At 40.5% G+C, this 16,078-nt stretch carries 13 protein-coding genes and 2 tRNA genes; all 15 read right to left on the reverse strand.

The features are described from left to right. Window positions 1-19: 19 nt before the first annotated feature. Complete coding sequence (gene dnaX, locus HT698_RS01510; RefSeq protein ID WP_173217565.1) at window positions 20-1,675, reverse strand: DNA polymerase III subunit gamma/tau; 1,656 nt, start codon at window positions 1,673-1,675, stop codon at window positions 20-22. Beyond that, window positions 1,675-2,172 (reverse strand): GAF domain-containing protein, encoded by a 498-nt coding sequence (locus HT698_RS01515; protein ID WP_120007857.1) that lies wholly within the window; start codon window positions 2,170-2,172, stop codon window positions 1,675-1,677. Before HT698_RS01515 ends, dnaX begins: the two co-directional genes overlap by 1 nt. Window positions 2,173-2,257: 85 nt before the next feature. After that, window positions 2,258-3,460: a 30S ribosomal protein S1 gene (gene rpsA, locus HT698_RS01520; RefSeq protein WP_120007859.1), complete on the reverse strand. Its 1,203-nt coding sequence runs from the start codon at window positions 3,458-3,460 to the stop codon at window positions 2,258-2,260. A gap of 161 nt (window positions 3,461-3,621) precedes the next feature. Beyond that, a tRNA-Gln gene (locus tag HT698_RS01525) sits at window positions 3,622-3,693 on the reverse strand. Window positions 3,694-3,702: 9 nt separating this feature from the next. Beyond that, window positions 3,703-3,783: transfer RNA gene (locus HT698_RS01530), tRNA-Tyr, on the reverse strand. A 49-nt stretch (window positions 3,784-3,832) separates the two neighbouring features. Beyond that, the gene (locus HT698_RS01535; RefSeq protein WP_000037113.1) at window positions 3,833-4,063 is read right to left on the reverse strand and encodes a DUF2969 domain-containing protein; all 231 of its coding nucleotides are present in this window, start codon (window positions 4,061-4,063) and stop codon (window positions 3,833-3,835) included. Window positions 4,064-4,230: 167 nt separating this feature from the next. Beyond that, window positions 4,231-4,875: a pyroglutamyl-peptidase I gene (gene pcp, locus HT698_RS01540; protein ID WP_000699369.1), complete on the reverse strand. Its 645-nt coding sequence runs from the start codon at window positions 4,873-4,875 to the stop codon at window positions 4,231-4,233. A gap of 14 nt (window positions 4,876-4,889) precedes the next feature. Then, window positions 4,890-5,813, reverse strand: a complete 924-nt coding sequence (locus HT698_RS01545; RefSeq protein WP_120007861.1) for a DUF979 domain-containing protein — start codon at window positions 5,811-5,813, stop codon at window positions 4,890-4,892. Next, window positions 5,810-6,499 carry a DUF969 domain-containing protein gene (locus HT698_RS01550; RefSeq protein ID WP_057487179.1) on the reverse strand — a complete coding sequence of 230 codons (690 nt, stop codon included), beginning with the start codon at window positions 6,497-6,499 and terminating at the stop codon, window positions 5,810-5,812. Before HT698_RS01550 ends, HT698_RS01545 begins: the two co-directional genes overlap by 4 nt. A 64-nt stretch (window positions 6,500-6,563) precedes the next feature. Next, complete coding sequence (locus tag HT698_RS01555; RefSeq protein ID WP_173217567.1) at window positions 6,564-8,531, reverse strand: peptide ABC transporter substrate-binding protein; 1,968 nt, start codon at window positions 8,529-8,531, stop codon at window positions 6,564-6,566. A gap of 22 nt (window positions 8,532-8,553) precedes the next feature. Beyond that, entirely contained in the window at window positions 8,554-9,576 is a 1,023-nt protein-coding gene (locus HT698_RS01560; RefSeq protein WP_173217569.1) for a branched-chain amino acid aminotransferase, read from the reverse strand. A 134-nt stretch (window positions 9,577-9,710) separates the two neighbouring features. Beyond that, on the reverse strand, window positions 9,711-12,182 hold the full coding sequence (gene parC, locus HT698_RS01565) for a DNA topoisomerase IV subunit A (protein WP_173217571.1): 2,472 nt from the start codon (window positions 12,180-12,182) through the stop codon (window positions 9,711-9,713). Between the two features lie 481 nt (window positions 12,183-12,663). After that, entirely contained in the window at window positions 12,664-13,224 is a 561-nt protein-coding gene (locus tag HT698_RS01570) for a GTP pyrophosphokinase (protein ID WP_173217573.1), read from the reverse strand. Between the two features lie 29 nt (window positions 13,225-13,253). Then, the gene (locus HT698_RS01575; protein WP_173217575.1) at window positions 13,254-14,081 is read right to left on the reverse strand and encodes an aminoglycoside 6-adenylyltransferase; all 828 of its coding nucleotides are present in this window, start codon (window positions 14,079-14,081) and stop codon (window positions 13,254-13,256) included. Window positions 14,082-14,108: 27 nt separating this feature from the next. After that, entirely contained in the window at window positions 14,109-16,052 is a 1,944-nt protein-coding gene (parE, locus tag HT698_RS01580) for a DNA topoisomerase IV subunit B (RefSeq protein WP_173217577.1), read from the reverse strand. Window positions 16,053-16,078: the final 26 nt, after the last annotated feature.

Below are 16,078 nucleotides of genomic sequence, written 5' to 3' on the forward strand. Positions count from 1 at the left end.
TGTATCATGAAATCTTTCTTTAGTCTTCCTCTACCTTCACTTTATCAGCCAAAAATTCAAATCCTTCTGGAATCAGGCTTTCTTCTGCTTCTTTTTCAGTTTGAGAAGATTTGGCTTTGGCTGAAAAGGCTGCGCGAACTTCTTTCCATTCCTCCATGGAAATGGCTAAAATCTCAGGTGAAAAACCTGCTGCCTGACTGAGGATGTTGCCAAACATGGTGTTGAGATTATCCCGTTTCATGGTTTGACCAGCATTGAAGTTAGACTCAAAAGCAAGAATAGCATGGTGTTCATTGGCCGCAACCGGTTGAGAACCAACTAGCAAAGCTTTGTCCGGCCCACCAAGACTTTCAATCACCTCTCCCCAGGCATTCTGCAAACGAATCAGATTTTGACGTGCTAAATCAGGATTTTCGACAGCCTCTTGTAAGATAGATTGAACTTTATTGCGATCCACACGATAGACGGTCTTGCCTGTTGCTGGGCGACTAGGAGTTGGACTAGTTGGCTTGGGCGCAGTTCCCACATTGGCGAGTTCTTGTTTGAGACGTGTCACTTCCTGTCTCAGCGAAGCAATTTCATTTTCAACCGCTCCTGAAAGAGATGGCTCAGGCTTAATCTCCGCCAAACGGATGGTCATCATCTCAGCATAAATCTTGGGCTGCAAACTAGACTTAATATCTGCTAAACTGATTGTCGCTAAGCGAATCATTTCAAACAGATTTTCTTGAGGAAGATCCAAATTCTCCACAAAGACTGGACTATGATGAATGTTTTCTCCACCTGTTTGAACAATTAACAAATCTCTTAAATAGTGCAAAAGGTCGGTCACAAAACGAGTCATGCTCTTACCATTATCAAAAAGAAGATTTAAGCAAGACAAGGCCTTGGTAACATCCTGTTGAGACAAGGCAGCCACATAATCATCCAAGGCTGATAGGCTAATGGTGCCAGTAATTTCTTCAGAGATGGCAGTCGTCAATTCATTTCCCTGTGTCAAACTCAGAGCTTGATCCAAAATAGACAAGGCATCCCGCATTCCACCTTCCGCCTGTCTGGCAATGATTTCCACAGCCTCTGGTTCAGAACTAATATTTTCTTTTTCTAAGATATAGTGGATATGTTCCTTAATATCCTGTGTCTTAATTGATTTAAATTCAAAACGTTGCACACGGGATAGAATAGTCGCAGGAATCTTGTGCAATTCAGTAGTGGCCAAAATAAAGACTACATTCTGTGTTGGCTCTTCCAGCGTCTTTAGGAGGGCATTAAAAGCCCCTGTAGACAGCATGTGAACCTCGTCTATGATATAAACCTTATAACGAGCAAGACTAGGGGCATAGGTAGATTTATCACGAATTTCACGGATTTCATCCACCCCATTATTAGAGGCCGCATCCATTTCAATGACATCTTCTAAACTACCATCCGTCACTGCCTGACAAATATAGCAGTTATTGCAAGGTTCGCCACCCACTTGATTGGGACAGTTCATAGCCTTAGCAAAAATCTTAGCTACACTGGTTTTTCCTGTTCCCCGTGGACCAGAAAAAAGATAGGCATGACTTATTTTCTCTTGCTCTACTGCTTGTTTAAGAGTCTTAGCCACAACTTCTTGACCAACCAACTGGGAGAAGTTTTGACTTCTATATTTTCGATAAAGTGCTTGATACATTAAGATTTTTCCTCAAACATTGTAAAGTCCCATTCCGTCTTTTCAAGCAAAATCGCGACAAATTGTTCCAAATAATCTCGATCCATAGCATCGTAATCCTCAATCTCTGAAGAATCCAGATCCAGAACTCCAAGTAACTGACCATTCTTCATCATCGGCACCACAATTTCACTTTTAGCTAGACTGTCACAAGAAATATAGTTGGGATAGGTCGTCACATCTCCAACAATAACAGTTTCCTGAAAGTGAGCTGCCTCACCACAAACACCCTTGCCTAGTGCAATACGGATGCAGGAAACACCTCCTTGGAAGGGACCTAAAACCAATTCCTTTCCATCGAACAAATAAAAACCTGCAAATACGGTATTAGGAAAACGTGATTTTATGAGAGCACTGGCGTTGGAAAGATTAGCCAAAACATTGGTTTCGCCTTCCAATAGGAAGGACAATTCTTCATTTAACATTTGATAACGTGATTGTTTTTCTGATTTTAACATAGAACTATTATATCAAAAAAGGAGCCGAGACAAAAGAAAAATCCCTTGTTTAGTAAACAAAGGATTTTGTGAATTTTCAATTTGATTAAAGTTCGATATCACCAAATAAATCAGCCATTGAGAATCCTGTTTGTGTTTCTGGAAGTTCAAAATCACGTTTTTCTTGACGTTTTGGACGACGTGGACGAGCAGCACGTTTTTCTTCTTTTTGTCCTTCTTCTTGAGCTGGACGCTCTTCAAGAGCTTTAATAGAAAGTGATACGCGCTCTGCATCTGAGTTAACTTCAAGAACTTTAACTTGAACTTCTTGACCTACTTTAAGAGCTTCTTTTGGATTTTCAATACGTTTGTGTGAAATTTGTGATACGTGAACAAGTCCATCAATACCTGGCAATACTTCAACAAATGCACCGAAGTCAGTCAAACGTTTAACTGTTCCTTCTACTACATCACCTTTAGCCAATTTTTGCTCAACGCCATCCCATGGTCCAGGTGTTGTTGCTTTAAGTGAAAGTGATACACGTCCTTCTTCTTCGTTAAGATCAAGGATTTTCACTTCAATTTCTTCACCAACAGTTACAACTGATTTTGGTGATACGTTACGTTCATGTGACAATTCAGTCAAGTGAACCAATCCATCAACACCACCAAGGTCGATGAAAGCACCAAAGCTTGTGATACGGGCAACTTTACCAGTTACAACATCACCAACAGCCAATTTACCGAATACTTCAGCGCGAGCTGCTGCTGTAGCTGCTTCAACAACTTCACGACGTGAAAGGATGAAGCGGTTTTCTTTAGCGTCAACTTCTTTGATTTTAGCATCAAATTCTTGACCTACAAAACGCTCAGTGTTACGTACGAAACGAGTATCCAACATTGAAGCTGGGATAAATCCACGAACACCTTCAAATTCTACTGAAAGTCCACCTTTAACGGCACGAGTTCCTTTAACAGTAACAACTTCTTCTTCGCGACCAACAAGTTTGTCCCATGCTTTGCGAGCTTCAAGGCGTTTTTTAGATACAAGGTATGTAACTGTATCAGTATCTTTACCAACTACTTGACGAAGTACAAGAACATCCAATACTTCTCCTACTTTAACAAAGTCATTGATATCTGCATCGCGATCGTTTGTCAATTCGCGAAGAGTCAAGACACCTTCAACACCAGTTCCAGAGATTGCAACGTTAGCTTGAGTCGCATCAACTGTCAATACTTCAGCACTAACAACATCACCAGTCTCAACTTGGCTAACGCTATTTAGCAAATCTTCAAATTCGTTCATCTAAAAAATCCTCCAACAATCAAGTTTTTCTTAAACTTGACATACTTATAATTTTTTTCCTAAGCACCCGCAAGGACATGTTCATATCATTCACGTCTTTCAATTATAAAAATAAAATACCCTAAGATATTTTGCTTTTTATCTTGATTATTACCTAAGAACTGGGGTAGCTGGATTCGAACCAACGCATGAGGGAGTCAAAGTCCCTTGCCTTACCGCTTGGCTATACCCCATTGATAAAATGGAGAGAGAGGGATTCGAACCCCCGAACCCGAAGGAGCGGATTTACAGTCCGCCGCGTTTAGCCTCTTCGCTATCTCTCCTACAATCAACATGGACTATTATATCATGAAAATTTCAAAAAAACAAGACTTATTTTGCTAAATTATAATTTTCAATCAAAATTTCCACAGCTTTTTCCAATTTTTTATAAAAACTATCGACATTCCCATTCTTTATGATGGCAAATTGTCCATCTAATTCGGCAATTTCTCCGATAACTTTTTTACCAATGGTCAAGGTATAACCTTCAAAACTGTCTTTTCCTACATTAACCTTGGCATCTGCTACTTGAATTTCGATTTTTTTATCTTTCTTACTCATTTCATACCTCTCTTCACTTTTTCTATTTTACAAGAAAATCCTAAAACTAGCAAGAAAAAACTCTATATCAGGCTTGTCTGACATAGAGTTTTATGTAAACAACCTCAATCAATTTAGCATAGCTAATAGTTAGTAAACAAGCATAATTGACTATCCTTTTTAGGTTATCAGTGAGTCTCACCACCTACTAACTGCAAATCCTTATCTTTGTAGTCTACAATAGCTTCAATAGCTACCTCTATGCCTCTTACAATATCACATAGACTCATTCCTGCAGTATTCGGCTTATTTACTACTTGTTCCATCATATATGGAATATGCATGAAACCTGCTCTCATATTAGGGAATTTTTTATCCACTAAATAAAGAGCTTGGTACATCAAATGATTGCAAACAAAGGTTCCTGCACTATTGGATACAACTGCCGGAAGTCCCTGTTTTTTAATAGCTTGTACCATCGCTTTGATAGGTAAACTACTAAAATAGGCCGATGCTCCATCAATACGAATCGGTGTATCAATTGGTTGATTGCCTTCGTTATCAGGTATGCGAGCATCATCTTGATTAATAGCCACTCGTTCAGGTGTTAAACCTGTCCTGCCGCCTGCTTGTCCAATACAAAGTACAGCATCTGGTTGATATCGTAATATTTCTGCCTCTAAAACTTCTGACGACTTATAAAAAACCGTTGGAATTTCTACCCAGCGAACTTCGGCCCCATTAATCTCAGATGGTAATAATTTTACAGCCTCCAAAGCTGGATTAATCTTTTCACCTCCAAAAGGATTAAAACCTGTAACCAATATTTTCATTTTATTTTCCTTTACTAAAATGCGAGAAAGTACATTAAGAATATGTGAATAACAATCATTACTAGCGCAACACCTGCTTGAGCCTTTATAACGCCATTCTGATCTTTCATATCCATCAATGCTGCTGGTAGAGCGTTAAAATTAGCAGCCATTGGGGTCAATAAGGTCCCACAATAACCTGCTGTCATGGCAAGAGCACCAGCCACAATTGGATTAGCTCCCAGAGCAAATACAAAGGGAACTCCAACACCTGCTGTAATAACGGTGAATGCTGCAAAAGCATTTCCCATAATCATTGTGAATAGAACCATTCCAAGAACATAGGCCAAAACTCCTATAAAGCGACTATCTGAAGGAACAATACCGCTAATCAGATGAGAGATAACATCACCAACACCTGCTACAGTAAAAATAGCCCCCAAAGCCCCTAATAATTGGGGAACAATCCCACTTGTTGAAACTTGCTGAGTCATTCGATTATTTTCTGATAACAAACTCTTAGGGTGACTATTGGTAATCACAAGAACAGAAATTGTAGCAAATAAGGCGGCAAGGCTAATCGAAATCTTGCTAAATTCTGGAATCATTTGCGCTAAGACCAACGCAAGTATTGCCATCAGCATAACTGGAATAAAAATTTTATTTTTCAATCTGTTAGATTCAATATTGGCTTTCATTTCATCTAAGGATGGCAAGGTTCCGATACGGACTTGCTTAAACAATGTTAACAGCGATAATATGATTACAATAATACCAATACTCATATTTGGCATATAGGAACCACCTATAAACGTAATAGCCAATAGAGTCCAAAATGCAGATGTTCCAAATCGGACTGGGTTTGTTTTATCTTTATAACTACAATAGGCTGTATGGAGAAATTGACAACCAATCACAATATAGGTCAACTCTAATAGTTGCTTTGCCAACTCTGTCATTTTTGTTCTCCTCCCCTAGTCTTTTCTGATGTCAATTTTTTATCAAATAAATAATTATAAATCCCCACTACAATAAGTGTTATAACAGCAACAATAATAGATGCAGAAGCAATCCCTGCATAATTACTTTCATAGCCTAACTGATCTAATGTTCCCCCTATCAAGAGGACTCCCCCAGCACCTACAAACGTATTTTGAGCAAAGAAATTTCCAAAATTTTCATTTGCAGCCGCACGCGCTTTTATTGCCTCATCTTCAACCTCTGTTAACTTTCTACCTAATTGAGACTCTGCTGCTGCTTCTCCCATAGGTTGAACCAAAGGTCTGACAAACTGAGGGTGTCCTCCTAGACGAATTGAAAAGAAACCAGCTAACTCTCGAATAAAGAAATAAACTGTATAGAAGTTTCCAACTGTCAGACCTTTAATCTTTCGAATCAAATCAATTGATCGTTGCTTGAGTCCAAAGGTTTCTGACAGCCCCACAAGAGGCAAGGTAACCATAAAAATCGTGAGCACTCGCTGATTGCTAAATTCTTTTCCCAAAATCTCCAAAAATTCAACAAGAGAAACACCTGAAACTAAAGCTGTAACCAAACCAGCTAAGACTACTGTTGCAATTGTATCAAACTTTAAAATAAAACCCACAACAATGATTGCTATTCCTATTAGTTTAATCCACTCCATATCAAACTCCTTTATATTCAAAATGACAGTATTTTTTAAATTTTATCAAAAGCAATACCATTCCTTATTTAATGTGTTTTTCTAGTTCTTTTTGATATTTGCTATTGGATTCCAATTTTTCTTTTTGCCATTTTTTAAGAGCTTCGTCATATTCTTTTGTTGTAACAATATCTTTTTGCAATTTCATTCCTTTAAAGATATATGGATCCCCCTTAATACCAACTTGTGAGTATGGTTTTGAGAATGGTACTACGTTACTTACAACTGGAGAACCACCAGATGAGGCTGTTGGCATCAATAATGAACTATCTGTCAACCAAGCTTGAGCTTTGGCATATTTTTCATATCTCTTCTCTAAGTCAGTGGTCTCAGAAACAGCATCTTCTAACAATTTCTTATATTGATCCAAACCAAGTTTAGCGACAACATCCTTATCTTTTCCTTTCGTAATACCAAGGTGTTTCATGGCAGAACCAGATTTTGGATCCATAATATTCAAGTAAGATGCTGGATCTTGATAGCTTGGAGCCCATCCTGTACTGTTCAAATCATAGTCTTTTTGAGAAGGAACACGCGCTTGTGATGTAATCGTTTCTTTTTCATTATCTGTCATTTGAAGTACATCGATGACAACATTTTCAGCACCAAGAGTTGATTCAATAGACTGTTTGAAAGAGTTGCTTTGTTGAACGGCGATAGTATCTGTTTGTTCAACCGGGACATCCAAGTGAATTGGGAAGGTTACCCCTTTAGATTCCAAGTCTTTCTTAGCTTTTTCGAAAGCAGCTTTAGCCTTGTCAGGGTTGTAGATAGAATCCTTACCGTCAACTAGCTCAACACCTTTCCATTGGTCACCATAGTTCACCAACTCTGCTTGGGCGATTTGACCAAAGTTCTTACCACCTGCTTGTACGAAGTTATCTGGAACAAGGCTGTTACGAATAATCTTGTCCGCACCATCTTCACCGTTTAGCTGGGCAGCATACGAATGACGGTTGAAGGCAAAGTTGATAGCCTGACGGAAGTCCTTATTGAGCATCGCTTCTTTTGTAGAAGTCTTTTGCTCTTCGCTTGTTTTCGCAGTTTTATTGTATGACTGACGATTTACGTTAAAGGTGAAGTAATAACTGCTTGAGTCCTGTGGGCTATAAGTGATTTTATCTCCGTATTCTTCCAAAGTTGAAGCAAAGTTTGAGCTGCTTGGGAAGAGACGGGCTGTCGTATAAGCACCAGAGGAGAAGCTACGGATCAAAGACTCCTGATCTGAACCATCGTAGTAGGTCAATTTAATCTTCTCAATTTTAACATTTTCTTTATCCCAGTAATTTGGATTTTTTTCATATTCAATCAACGATTTAGAAGTCAATGTTTTTAAGAAATAAGGACCATTGTAGAGAATACCTGCTGGGCTAACCTCTCCGTAATTCTTTCCTGATGCCTTTAAAAACTCTTCATTTACAGGCAACATCGTTGCTGTAGTCACTTTTGAATTCCAGAAACTTTCTGGCGCATTCAATGTATACTCAACTGTATAGTCATCCAAAGCTTTAACACCAACTGTAGAGAAATCATTGGTTTCACCAGTCATATAGGCGTCCAAGCCTTTGATTGAATTTTGGATGAGAGAGACACCGTCTGACTTACCATCAGCGACGTGTTTTAGTCCTGTCACAAAGTCATGGGCTGTTACTTCTGCGTATTCTTCGCCTTCTGATGTGTACCATTTCACTCCTTTACGAAGTTTATAGGTATAAGTCAATCCATCTTTTGAGACAGACCAATCCTCAGCCAAAGAAGGAATAACATTACCATATTTATCATTTTCCATCAAACCATCAATGACATTCCCGATAATATCTGTTGTGGATGTACGCGTTGCTATACTGTAGTCCAAGGATGCTGGATCCACTGCATATACATAAGAAAATGTTGTCGGAGCATCTGCTTCTTTATCAGCTTTTCCACAGGCTGCTAAAAGAGCTGTTGTGCTTAGGATAAGTCCTGTTGTTAAAATCCACTTTTTTGATTTCATAAAAATCTCCTTTAATATATTTTTAATCTACTTTTACAATCCAACCTTCTGGCGCTGGAATATCACCAAACTGAATTCCTGTCAATTCATCATAGAGTTTACGAGTCACAGGTCCTACTTTTGTTTCACTATAAAATACATGGAAATCATCACCGTGCTGAATACCTCCAATTGGAGAAATAACCGCTGCTGTACCACAGGCACCAGCCTCTACAAAACGGTCAAGGTTATCAATTGGGACATCCCCCTCAATAGGAGTCAAGCCCAAGCGGTGTTCTGCTAAATAAAGTAAGGAATACTTGGTAATAGATGGCAAGATAGATGGACTCAATGGTGTTACAAATTCATTATCAGCTGTAATTCCAAAGAAGTTAGCTGAACCGACTTCTTCAATCTTTGTATGAGTTGAAGGGTCTAGGTAGATAACATCTGAGAAATGACGTGATTTAGCCAATTTCCCTGGCAAGAGACTGGCAGCATAGTTCCCACCAACCTTAGCCGCACCTGTACCATTTGGAGCGGCACGGTCGTATTCATCCTGAATCAAGAAGTTGGTTGGGACCAAACCACCCTTAAAGTAATTTCCAACTGGCATAGCAAAGATGGTGAAAATGTATTCCTCTGCTGGTTTAACCCCGATAATATCTCCAACACCAATCAAAAGAGGACGAAGATAAAGGGTTCCACCTGTTCCATATGGTGGTACGTATTCTTCATTCGCGCGGACAACTGCCTTACAAGCTTCTACAAACATGTCTGTCGGAACTTGTGGCATCAAGAGACGATTACAAGTACGTTGCAGACGTTTAGCATTTTCGTCAGGACGGAAAAGTTGAACACTACCATCCTTAGTACGGTAAGCTTTCAAACCTTCAAAGGCTTGTTGACCATAGTGAAGACTTGGAGAAGACTCTGAAATATGCAAGGTTGCATCCTCTGTAAGCTCTCCTTGATCCCATTGTCCATTTTTAAAATGAGCAATATAGCGATAAGGTAATTTCATATAGGAAAAACCGAGATTTTCCCAATCAATCGTTACTGTCATATTCCACTCCTTATTCTAAAAATCTATTTCTTATATTCTACACTATTTTTCTAAAATAGCAAGTATATTTTGTAATTTTCAGAAAATTTCTTCAATAAAAAGAACCAGCTCTTAGAACTGATTCTTCATTTCACTTATTTAGCTTCAGTAAATACTTCTTTAAGGTAAGCGTCAAAAACTTCTTCATCTGAAATCGTGTCAGAGATGAAGCTACCGTTACTTGTGCGTTCTGACAAATTCAAGTCTTGCAATCGACTTTCATAGATTGTTCCTTTGTTAGATTGAACAAGCAGAGTTTGGTCATTCTCGTCCACTTCTGTACTAAAGAGGTCACCAACGAAGCCTTGTTCTGCAACTGCTCCTGCCAAGAAGACACGGTGCGGTTTGTTTTTCAACTCACGCAAGACTTGAAGTCCTCGTTTGGCACGGCTGGTTGCTGGAATTTCCTCAACAGAAACACGTTTCAAACTTCCACGCTGAGTCAAGAGGTAGAAAGATGATGTATTGCAAATAAAGGCTGCTTGGAGGACACCATCTTCTTTCAAATTCATAGCCTTGACACCTGCAGCCTTGGCACCTACAACCGGAACCTCTTCGATATTGAAACGCAGAGCATAACCGTTTTGGCTAATCAAGAGAATATCATCTAGTTTAATCGGAGCCACTGCTACAATCTGGTCTGTCTCGTCTTTGAGCTTAGCATACTTGACAGACTTAGATTTATAGGTCCGCCATGGGGTGAATTCTTTTCGTTCTACACGCTTGATTTGACCGAGACGAGTCGCCGCAAAATAGGTTGTCGCATCAGCGAACTGTTCCAGTACTTCCGCATAAAGAATTTCTTCATTCGCTTCAAAATTTGTAATGGTCTGGCTCAGGTGCTCTCCGATGTCCTTCCAACGAATATCTGCCAATTCATGGATTGGTCTGTAGATGACATTTCCAAGACTTGTGAACATCAAGAGGTGCTGGGTTGTCTTGGCAGATTGAACAAAAATCAAACGATCGTCATCACGTTTGCCAATTTCTTCCAGAGTGGAAGCCGCAAAGGAACGTGGGCTGGTACGCTTGATGTAACCTGCCTTGGTCACGCTGACGTAGGTATCTTCCTCTGCAATCAGACTAGCTGTATCAATCTCGATTACTTTCGCAGTGTCTTCTAAGCTACTCAAACGCGGAGTCGCAAACTTCTTCTTAACCTCACGAAGTTCTTTCTTCATGAGATTGTACATAGTCCGTTCATCCCCGATAATAGCAGCAAGCATGGCAATCTTTTCACGAAGTTCGGCTTCTTCTTCCTGTAAGACAACCACATCGGTATTGGTCAAACGGTACAGTTGCAAGGTTACGATAGCCTCAGCCTGCTCTTCTGTAAAATCATAGCTGACCTTGAGATTTTCCTTGGCATCAGCCTTATTCTCAGAAGCACGGATAAGCGCAATGACTTCGTCCAAAATCGAAATCACGCGAATCAAACCTTCGACGATATGGAGACGTTTTTCAGCCTTTTCCTTATCAAAGCGTGAACGCGCCAAAATCACTTCACGACGGTGGGCAATATAGCTAGACAAGATTGGAACGATCCCAACCTGACGAGGTGTGAAATTGTCAATCGCCACCATGTTGAAGTTGTAGTTGATTTGTAGGTCAGTGTACTTGAAAAGGTAGTTGAGAACAAGCTCCGTATTAGCGTCTTTCTTAAGTTCAATAGCGATACGAAGACCATCACGGTCAGACTCATCACGAACCTCAGCAATACCTGCCACCTTGTTATTGACACGAACATCATCGATTTTCTTGACCAGATTGGCCTTGTTGATTTCATAAGGAATCTCAGTGATAACGATTTGTTCTTTACCACCTTTTAGCTTTTCAATCTCAGTCTTGGAACGAACAACCACGCGCCCCTTACCAGTTTCATAGGCTTTCTTGATTTCATCACGACCCTGAATAATCCCTCCAGTCGGGAAGTCTGGGCCAGGCAAGAATTCCATGAGTTTTTCAACTTTGGCCGTTGGATGGTCAATCATGTAAACCGCCGCATCAATGACCTCAGCCAAATTATGGGGAGGAATGTCTGTGGCATATCCAGCCGAAATACCAGTCGAACCATTGACCAAAAGATTTGGAAAGGCTGCTGGCAAGACTGTCGGCTCTTTCTCCGTATCGTCAAAGTTCCAAGCAAAAGGAACGGTCTTTTTATCGATATCTTGAAGAAGATAGCCTGCAATCTCAGACAAACGCGCCTCAGTATAACGCATAGCCGCAGGCGGATCTCCGTCCATAGAACCGTTATTACCGTGCATTTCGACTAGAATCTCACCATTTTTCCAGTCCTGTGACATACGAACCATGGCATCATAGATAGAACTGTCACCGTGTGGGTGGAAATTCCCCATGATATTCCCGACAGACTTGGCCGACTTACGGTAGCTCTTGTCAAAAGTATTGCCATCCTTATTCATAGAATAAAGAATACGACGCTGAACCGGCTTGAGTCCATCCCGAATGTCTGGCAAAGCCCGGTCTTGAATAATGTACTTGGAGTAGCGACCAAAGCGCTCTCCCATAATGTCCTCAAGGGACATGTTTTGAATGTTACTCATATAGGATACAGAGCCCGTAAAATACCAAGTGAAAATAGAAAATTCTTGAAGTAAGCAAGCTCACAAGAGAATTTATCTTTTTCACCCAGCATTTAGGGCGTGTTCAACTCCTTTCAAAGAATATAGAGTAGGTTTTTACAGAAAAGGTGTTCAGTTAAGATATAAAGGGACGATTCGGCTTGCCGAAAATTTCTGTAGAAAAATAGGAAATCGATATAGGGTTCAATGAACCCAAGTAGATTTCTCTTGTTTCCTAAGTCTTAGTCCCGTGTTCAGTTACGATAAGTAACCAAACTATCCTTTCTGTAGTTTAAAGTGTTTAAAATTTATTGATTCGGTTAGTATTAAGGAATTTTCACATAGCATTTAGGGCGTGTTCAACTCCTTTCGAAGAATGGAGAGTAAATATTATGGAAAAAGAAAAAATATAGAGTAAGTGAGTTTCACCCAATTCCTGTATCGTCATTTCCACTTGAAGTGTCTACTTCACAAATCCTCGTTTATACTTGATATGACTAGCGATATTGCTATCTACATCTTTCTTATCCCAAAGTTGGAGTTCCCATGGATAGTGAAAATTACTTTTATTTTTAAAATAGATATGAATACCGACATAGCCATCTTTATCACGTAAATACCAGTTTTTTAGTCCGTACAGCTCTTGCCAATCATCTAATTCCTCCATGACTTGAGCAATCTCTTTGGAACTTAAAATCATACGAGCACCAAAAATATCATTAAGAATTGAATTCACAGGATAGCCCTCTTGACGCTCTGAAAAACGTGTAATTTTATCTAAAATAGACTCAGAAGTTTTGACACGATAAACATAGGCAATATCTTGGACATCCGCTTTCATCAGATAATCATTAATTGACTCATGTAAATTCAGACGGTAGGCCAAAATCGCTTTCGTCGGAACTTTTGAAAAGGTATGCTTGAGATTGATTTTTTCCACCTTACCCGTTTTAAAATAATCTTTAGAATATTCTCGATGAATACGATTAATCTCTGTAATGAGGCGTTCCACTTTTTCAATCATGAGTCTTCTCCTCTCGCTTTTTCATTTTTCTAGTTATTCCCAAACTTCTTCACTCTTTCCTCAGCATACTTAATCATCTTCTCAGCCACTTCCTTATCGTAGCCAAAGCCCATCTTGTGAGCAAGGGAGTGAGCTTCTTGGTGGAAAAGTTGCATCGTAGCAAACAAAGACTTAGTAAGTTTCTCTACACTTGAAAAATCAAGCAGATTCGAGAATTCCTTTTCTTTCTCAGCAGGTAAATAGTTAAAGAGATATTTATAATTCTTGCCGACGTCTACTTTTCCCTTATCACTTGCTACCTGCCAAGCCAAAATTTTCAAGAATTCTTGTTGACAAATGCCGTAGAGATGGTCAGTGGCATAGATGACTTGCTTACGACAGATTCCTTTGACCACGTAGGCTGACACCCACCAAAATTCATTGCAGGAATTTTTAAAATCTGTCTCAGTAGCTGGATGTATCCAGAAACGCTTTGGACTGGGATAATATGACTCAAACAGGCTCTTCTCATCTTCTAAAACTATGAATTTCGACTCGCTATCTACCCATTCTTTCATGTGTTCTTTAGGGCAGAGGGTCAAATCAATGCGATTACCATCTTCAAAAAGCATAAGATTTAGACGACGATGGTCAAGAGCAACCTCTTGCTCGATAACGCGTTTGCCAAACTGGTCCAACCAAGATAAATCTGTAATCAGCTCGTCCAGATTCTCTATAACATAGACTACGTCATAGTCTTGAAATTCATCTTTTGAGACTTTTGTATCAGTCCGTGAACCAGACATGGCGACAGCCGCGACTTGTAAGGTTTCAGCAGTCTTTAAAATTACATCGAGCATTTCTGTTTCAGTTCTCATGTTTATACCCATTCATTAAAAACTAACTTAAAAAACTGTCGCTTCTTCCAGCGTAAACTTGACATTGTCTTCAATCCACTTACGGCGTGGTTCGACCTTGTCGCCCATGAGGACATTGACGCGGCGTTCGGCGCGGGCTAGGTCTTCGATTGTGACACGGATGAGGGTACGAGTTTCTGGGTTCATGGTTGTTTCCCAGAGCTGATCTGCATTCATCTCACCAAGTCCTTTATATCGTTGGAGGGTAGCGCCTTTACCGAACTGCTTGCGGAGTTCTTCTAGCTCTCCGTCCGTCCAAGCATAGGCCACTTCTTCTTTCTTGCCTTTGCCTTTGGACATCTTGTAAAGAGGCGGAAGGGCGATATAGACATGACCTGCCTCGACTAGAGGACGCATGTAACGGTAGAAAAATGTCAAGAGCAAGGTCTGGATATGGGCACCATCAGTATCCGCATCGGTCATGATAATGATCTTGTCATAGTTGGCGTCTTCAAGGGAGAAGTCTGCTCCCACACCTGCACCGATGGTATAAATCATCGTGTTGATTTCTTCATTTTTGAGAATATCCGCCATCTTGGCCTTGGCTGTATTGATAACCTTACCACGAAGAGGCAAGATGGCCTGGAACTTGCGGTCACGACCTTGCTTGGCAGAACCGCCGGCAGAGTCCCCCTCAACCAGATAGAGTTCATTCTTAGCAGGATTCTTAGACTGGGCTGGGGTCAATTTCCCAGACAGCAAGCCCTTGTCTTTTTTATTTTTCTTCCCATTTCGGCTCTCATCACGCGCCTTACGTGCCGCTTCGCGAGCATCACGGGCCTTAATAGCCTTGCGAATGAGGTTAGAAGCTAGTTCTCCATTTTCCATGAGGAAGAAGGTCAACTTATCAGCCACAATGCCATCCACAACGGGACGAGCAAGAGGGCTTCCCAGTTTGTCCTTGGTCTGGCCTTCAAACTGAAGATGTTCTTCAGGAACCAAGATAGAAAGAACAGCAGCAAGTCCCTCACGGTAGTCTGACCCTTCAAGATTTTTATCTTTTTCCTTGAGAAGCCCCGTCTTACGCGCATAGTCATTCATAACCTTAGTAATGGCTGACTTGAGTCCTGTCTCGTGCGTTCCACCGTCCTTGGTGCGAACGTTATTGACAAAGGACAGAATGTTATCTGAAAATCCATCATTGTACTGAAGAGCTACTTCCACTTGAAAACCATTATCCTCACCTTCAAAGTAGAGGACAGGCGTTAAGGTTTCCTTGTCTTCATTCAGATAAGAAACAAAGTCTTGTACCCCATTCTCATAGTGGAACTCAATCGCTTCATCTGTTCGCTTATCCGTCAAGGACAAGGTCACATTTTTCAAGAGAAAGGCTGACTCATTGAGGCGTTCTGAAATGGTATTGTACTTGAAGTCTGTCGTAGAAAAGATAGTCGCATCCGGCATGAAGGTGACTTTGGTACCTGTCTTAGACTTGGGTGCTGTACCGATTTTCTTCAAGGTCGTGACAGGTTTTCCACCATTTTCAAAACGTTGCTTGTAGATTGCACCATCACGGGTGATTTCAACTTCTAGCCAGCTAGAAAGGGCGTTAACAACGGAAGAACCCACCCCGTGGAGACCACCAGATGTCTTGTAGCCACCCTGACCGAATTTTCCTCCGGCATGAAGAATGGTAAAGATAACTTCAACAGTTGGGATTCCCATAGCGTGCATACCTGTCGGCATCCCACGTCCGTGGTCTTGAACCGTTAAACTACCATCTTTATTGATGGTCACATCAATACGGTCACCAAATCCAGACAAGGCCTCATCGACTGCATTGTCGACGATTTCCCAGACTAGGTGATGGAGACCAGCACCATCAGTCGATCCAATATACATCCCTGGACGTTTTCGGACCGCATCCAACCCTTCTAGCACCTGAATGGCATCATCATTATAATTGTTAATATTGATTTCCTTTTTTGACACAAGGAACCTCCTATTCGTTCATCTTT

Origin of the sequence: Streptococcus sp. 3109 (assembly GCF_013276905.1) — a bacterium.
Taxonomy (GTDB): domain Bacteria; phylum Bacillota; class Bacilli; order Lactobacillales; family Streptococcaceae; genus Streptococcus.

Coding starts and splice junctions, on each gene's coding strand:
- HT698_RS01535 (WP_000037113.1), bottom strand. CDS start 4,063: ATGAGTAAGAAAGATAAAAAAATCGAAATTCAAGTAGCAGATGCCAAG.
- HT698_RS01560 (WP_173217569.1), bottom strand. CDS start 9,576: ATGACAGTAACGATTGATTGGGAAAATCTCGGTTTTTCCTATATGAAA.
- dnaX (WP_173217565.1), bottom strand. CDS start 1,675: ATGTATCAAGCACTTTATCGAAAATATAGAAGTCAAAACTTCTCCCAG.
- HT698_RS01515 (WP_120007857.1), bottom strand. CDS start 2,172: ATGTTAAAATCAGAAAAACAATCACGTTATCAAATGTTAAATGAAGAA.
- HT698_RS01555 (WP_173217567.1), bottom strand. CDS start 8,531: ATGAAATCAAAAAAGTGGATTTTAACAACAGGACTTATCCTAAGCACA.
- HT698_RS01545 (WP_120007861.1), bottom strand. CDS start 5,813: ATGACAGAGTTGGCAAAGCAACTATTAGAGTTGACCTATATTGTGATT.
- parC (WP_173217571.1), bottom strand. CDS start 12,182: ATGAGTAACATTCAAAACATGTCCCTTGAGGACATTATGGGAGAGCGC.
- pcp (WP_000699369.1), bottom strand. CDS start 4,875: ATGAAAATATTGGTTACAGGTTTTAATCCTTTTGGAGGTGAAAAGATT.
- HT698_RS01575 (WP_173217575.1), bottom strand. CDS start 14,081: ATGAGAACTGAAACAGAAATGCTCGATGTAATTTTAAAGACTGCTGAA.
- rpsA (WP_120007859.1), bottom strand. CDS start 3,460: ATGAACGAATTTGAAGATTTGCTAAATAGCGTTAGCCAAGTTGAGACT.
- HT698_RS01570 (WP_173217573.1), bottom strand. CDS start 13,224: ATGATTGAAAAAGTGGAACGCCTCATTACAGAGATTAATCGTATTCAT.
- HT698_RS01550 (WP_057487179.1), bottom strand. CDS start 6,499: ATGGAGTGGATTAAACTAATAGGAATAGCAATCATTGTTGTGGGTTTT.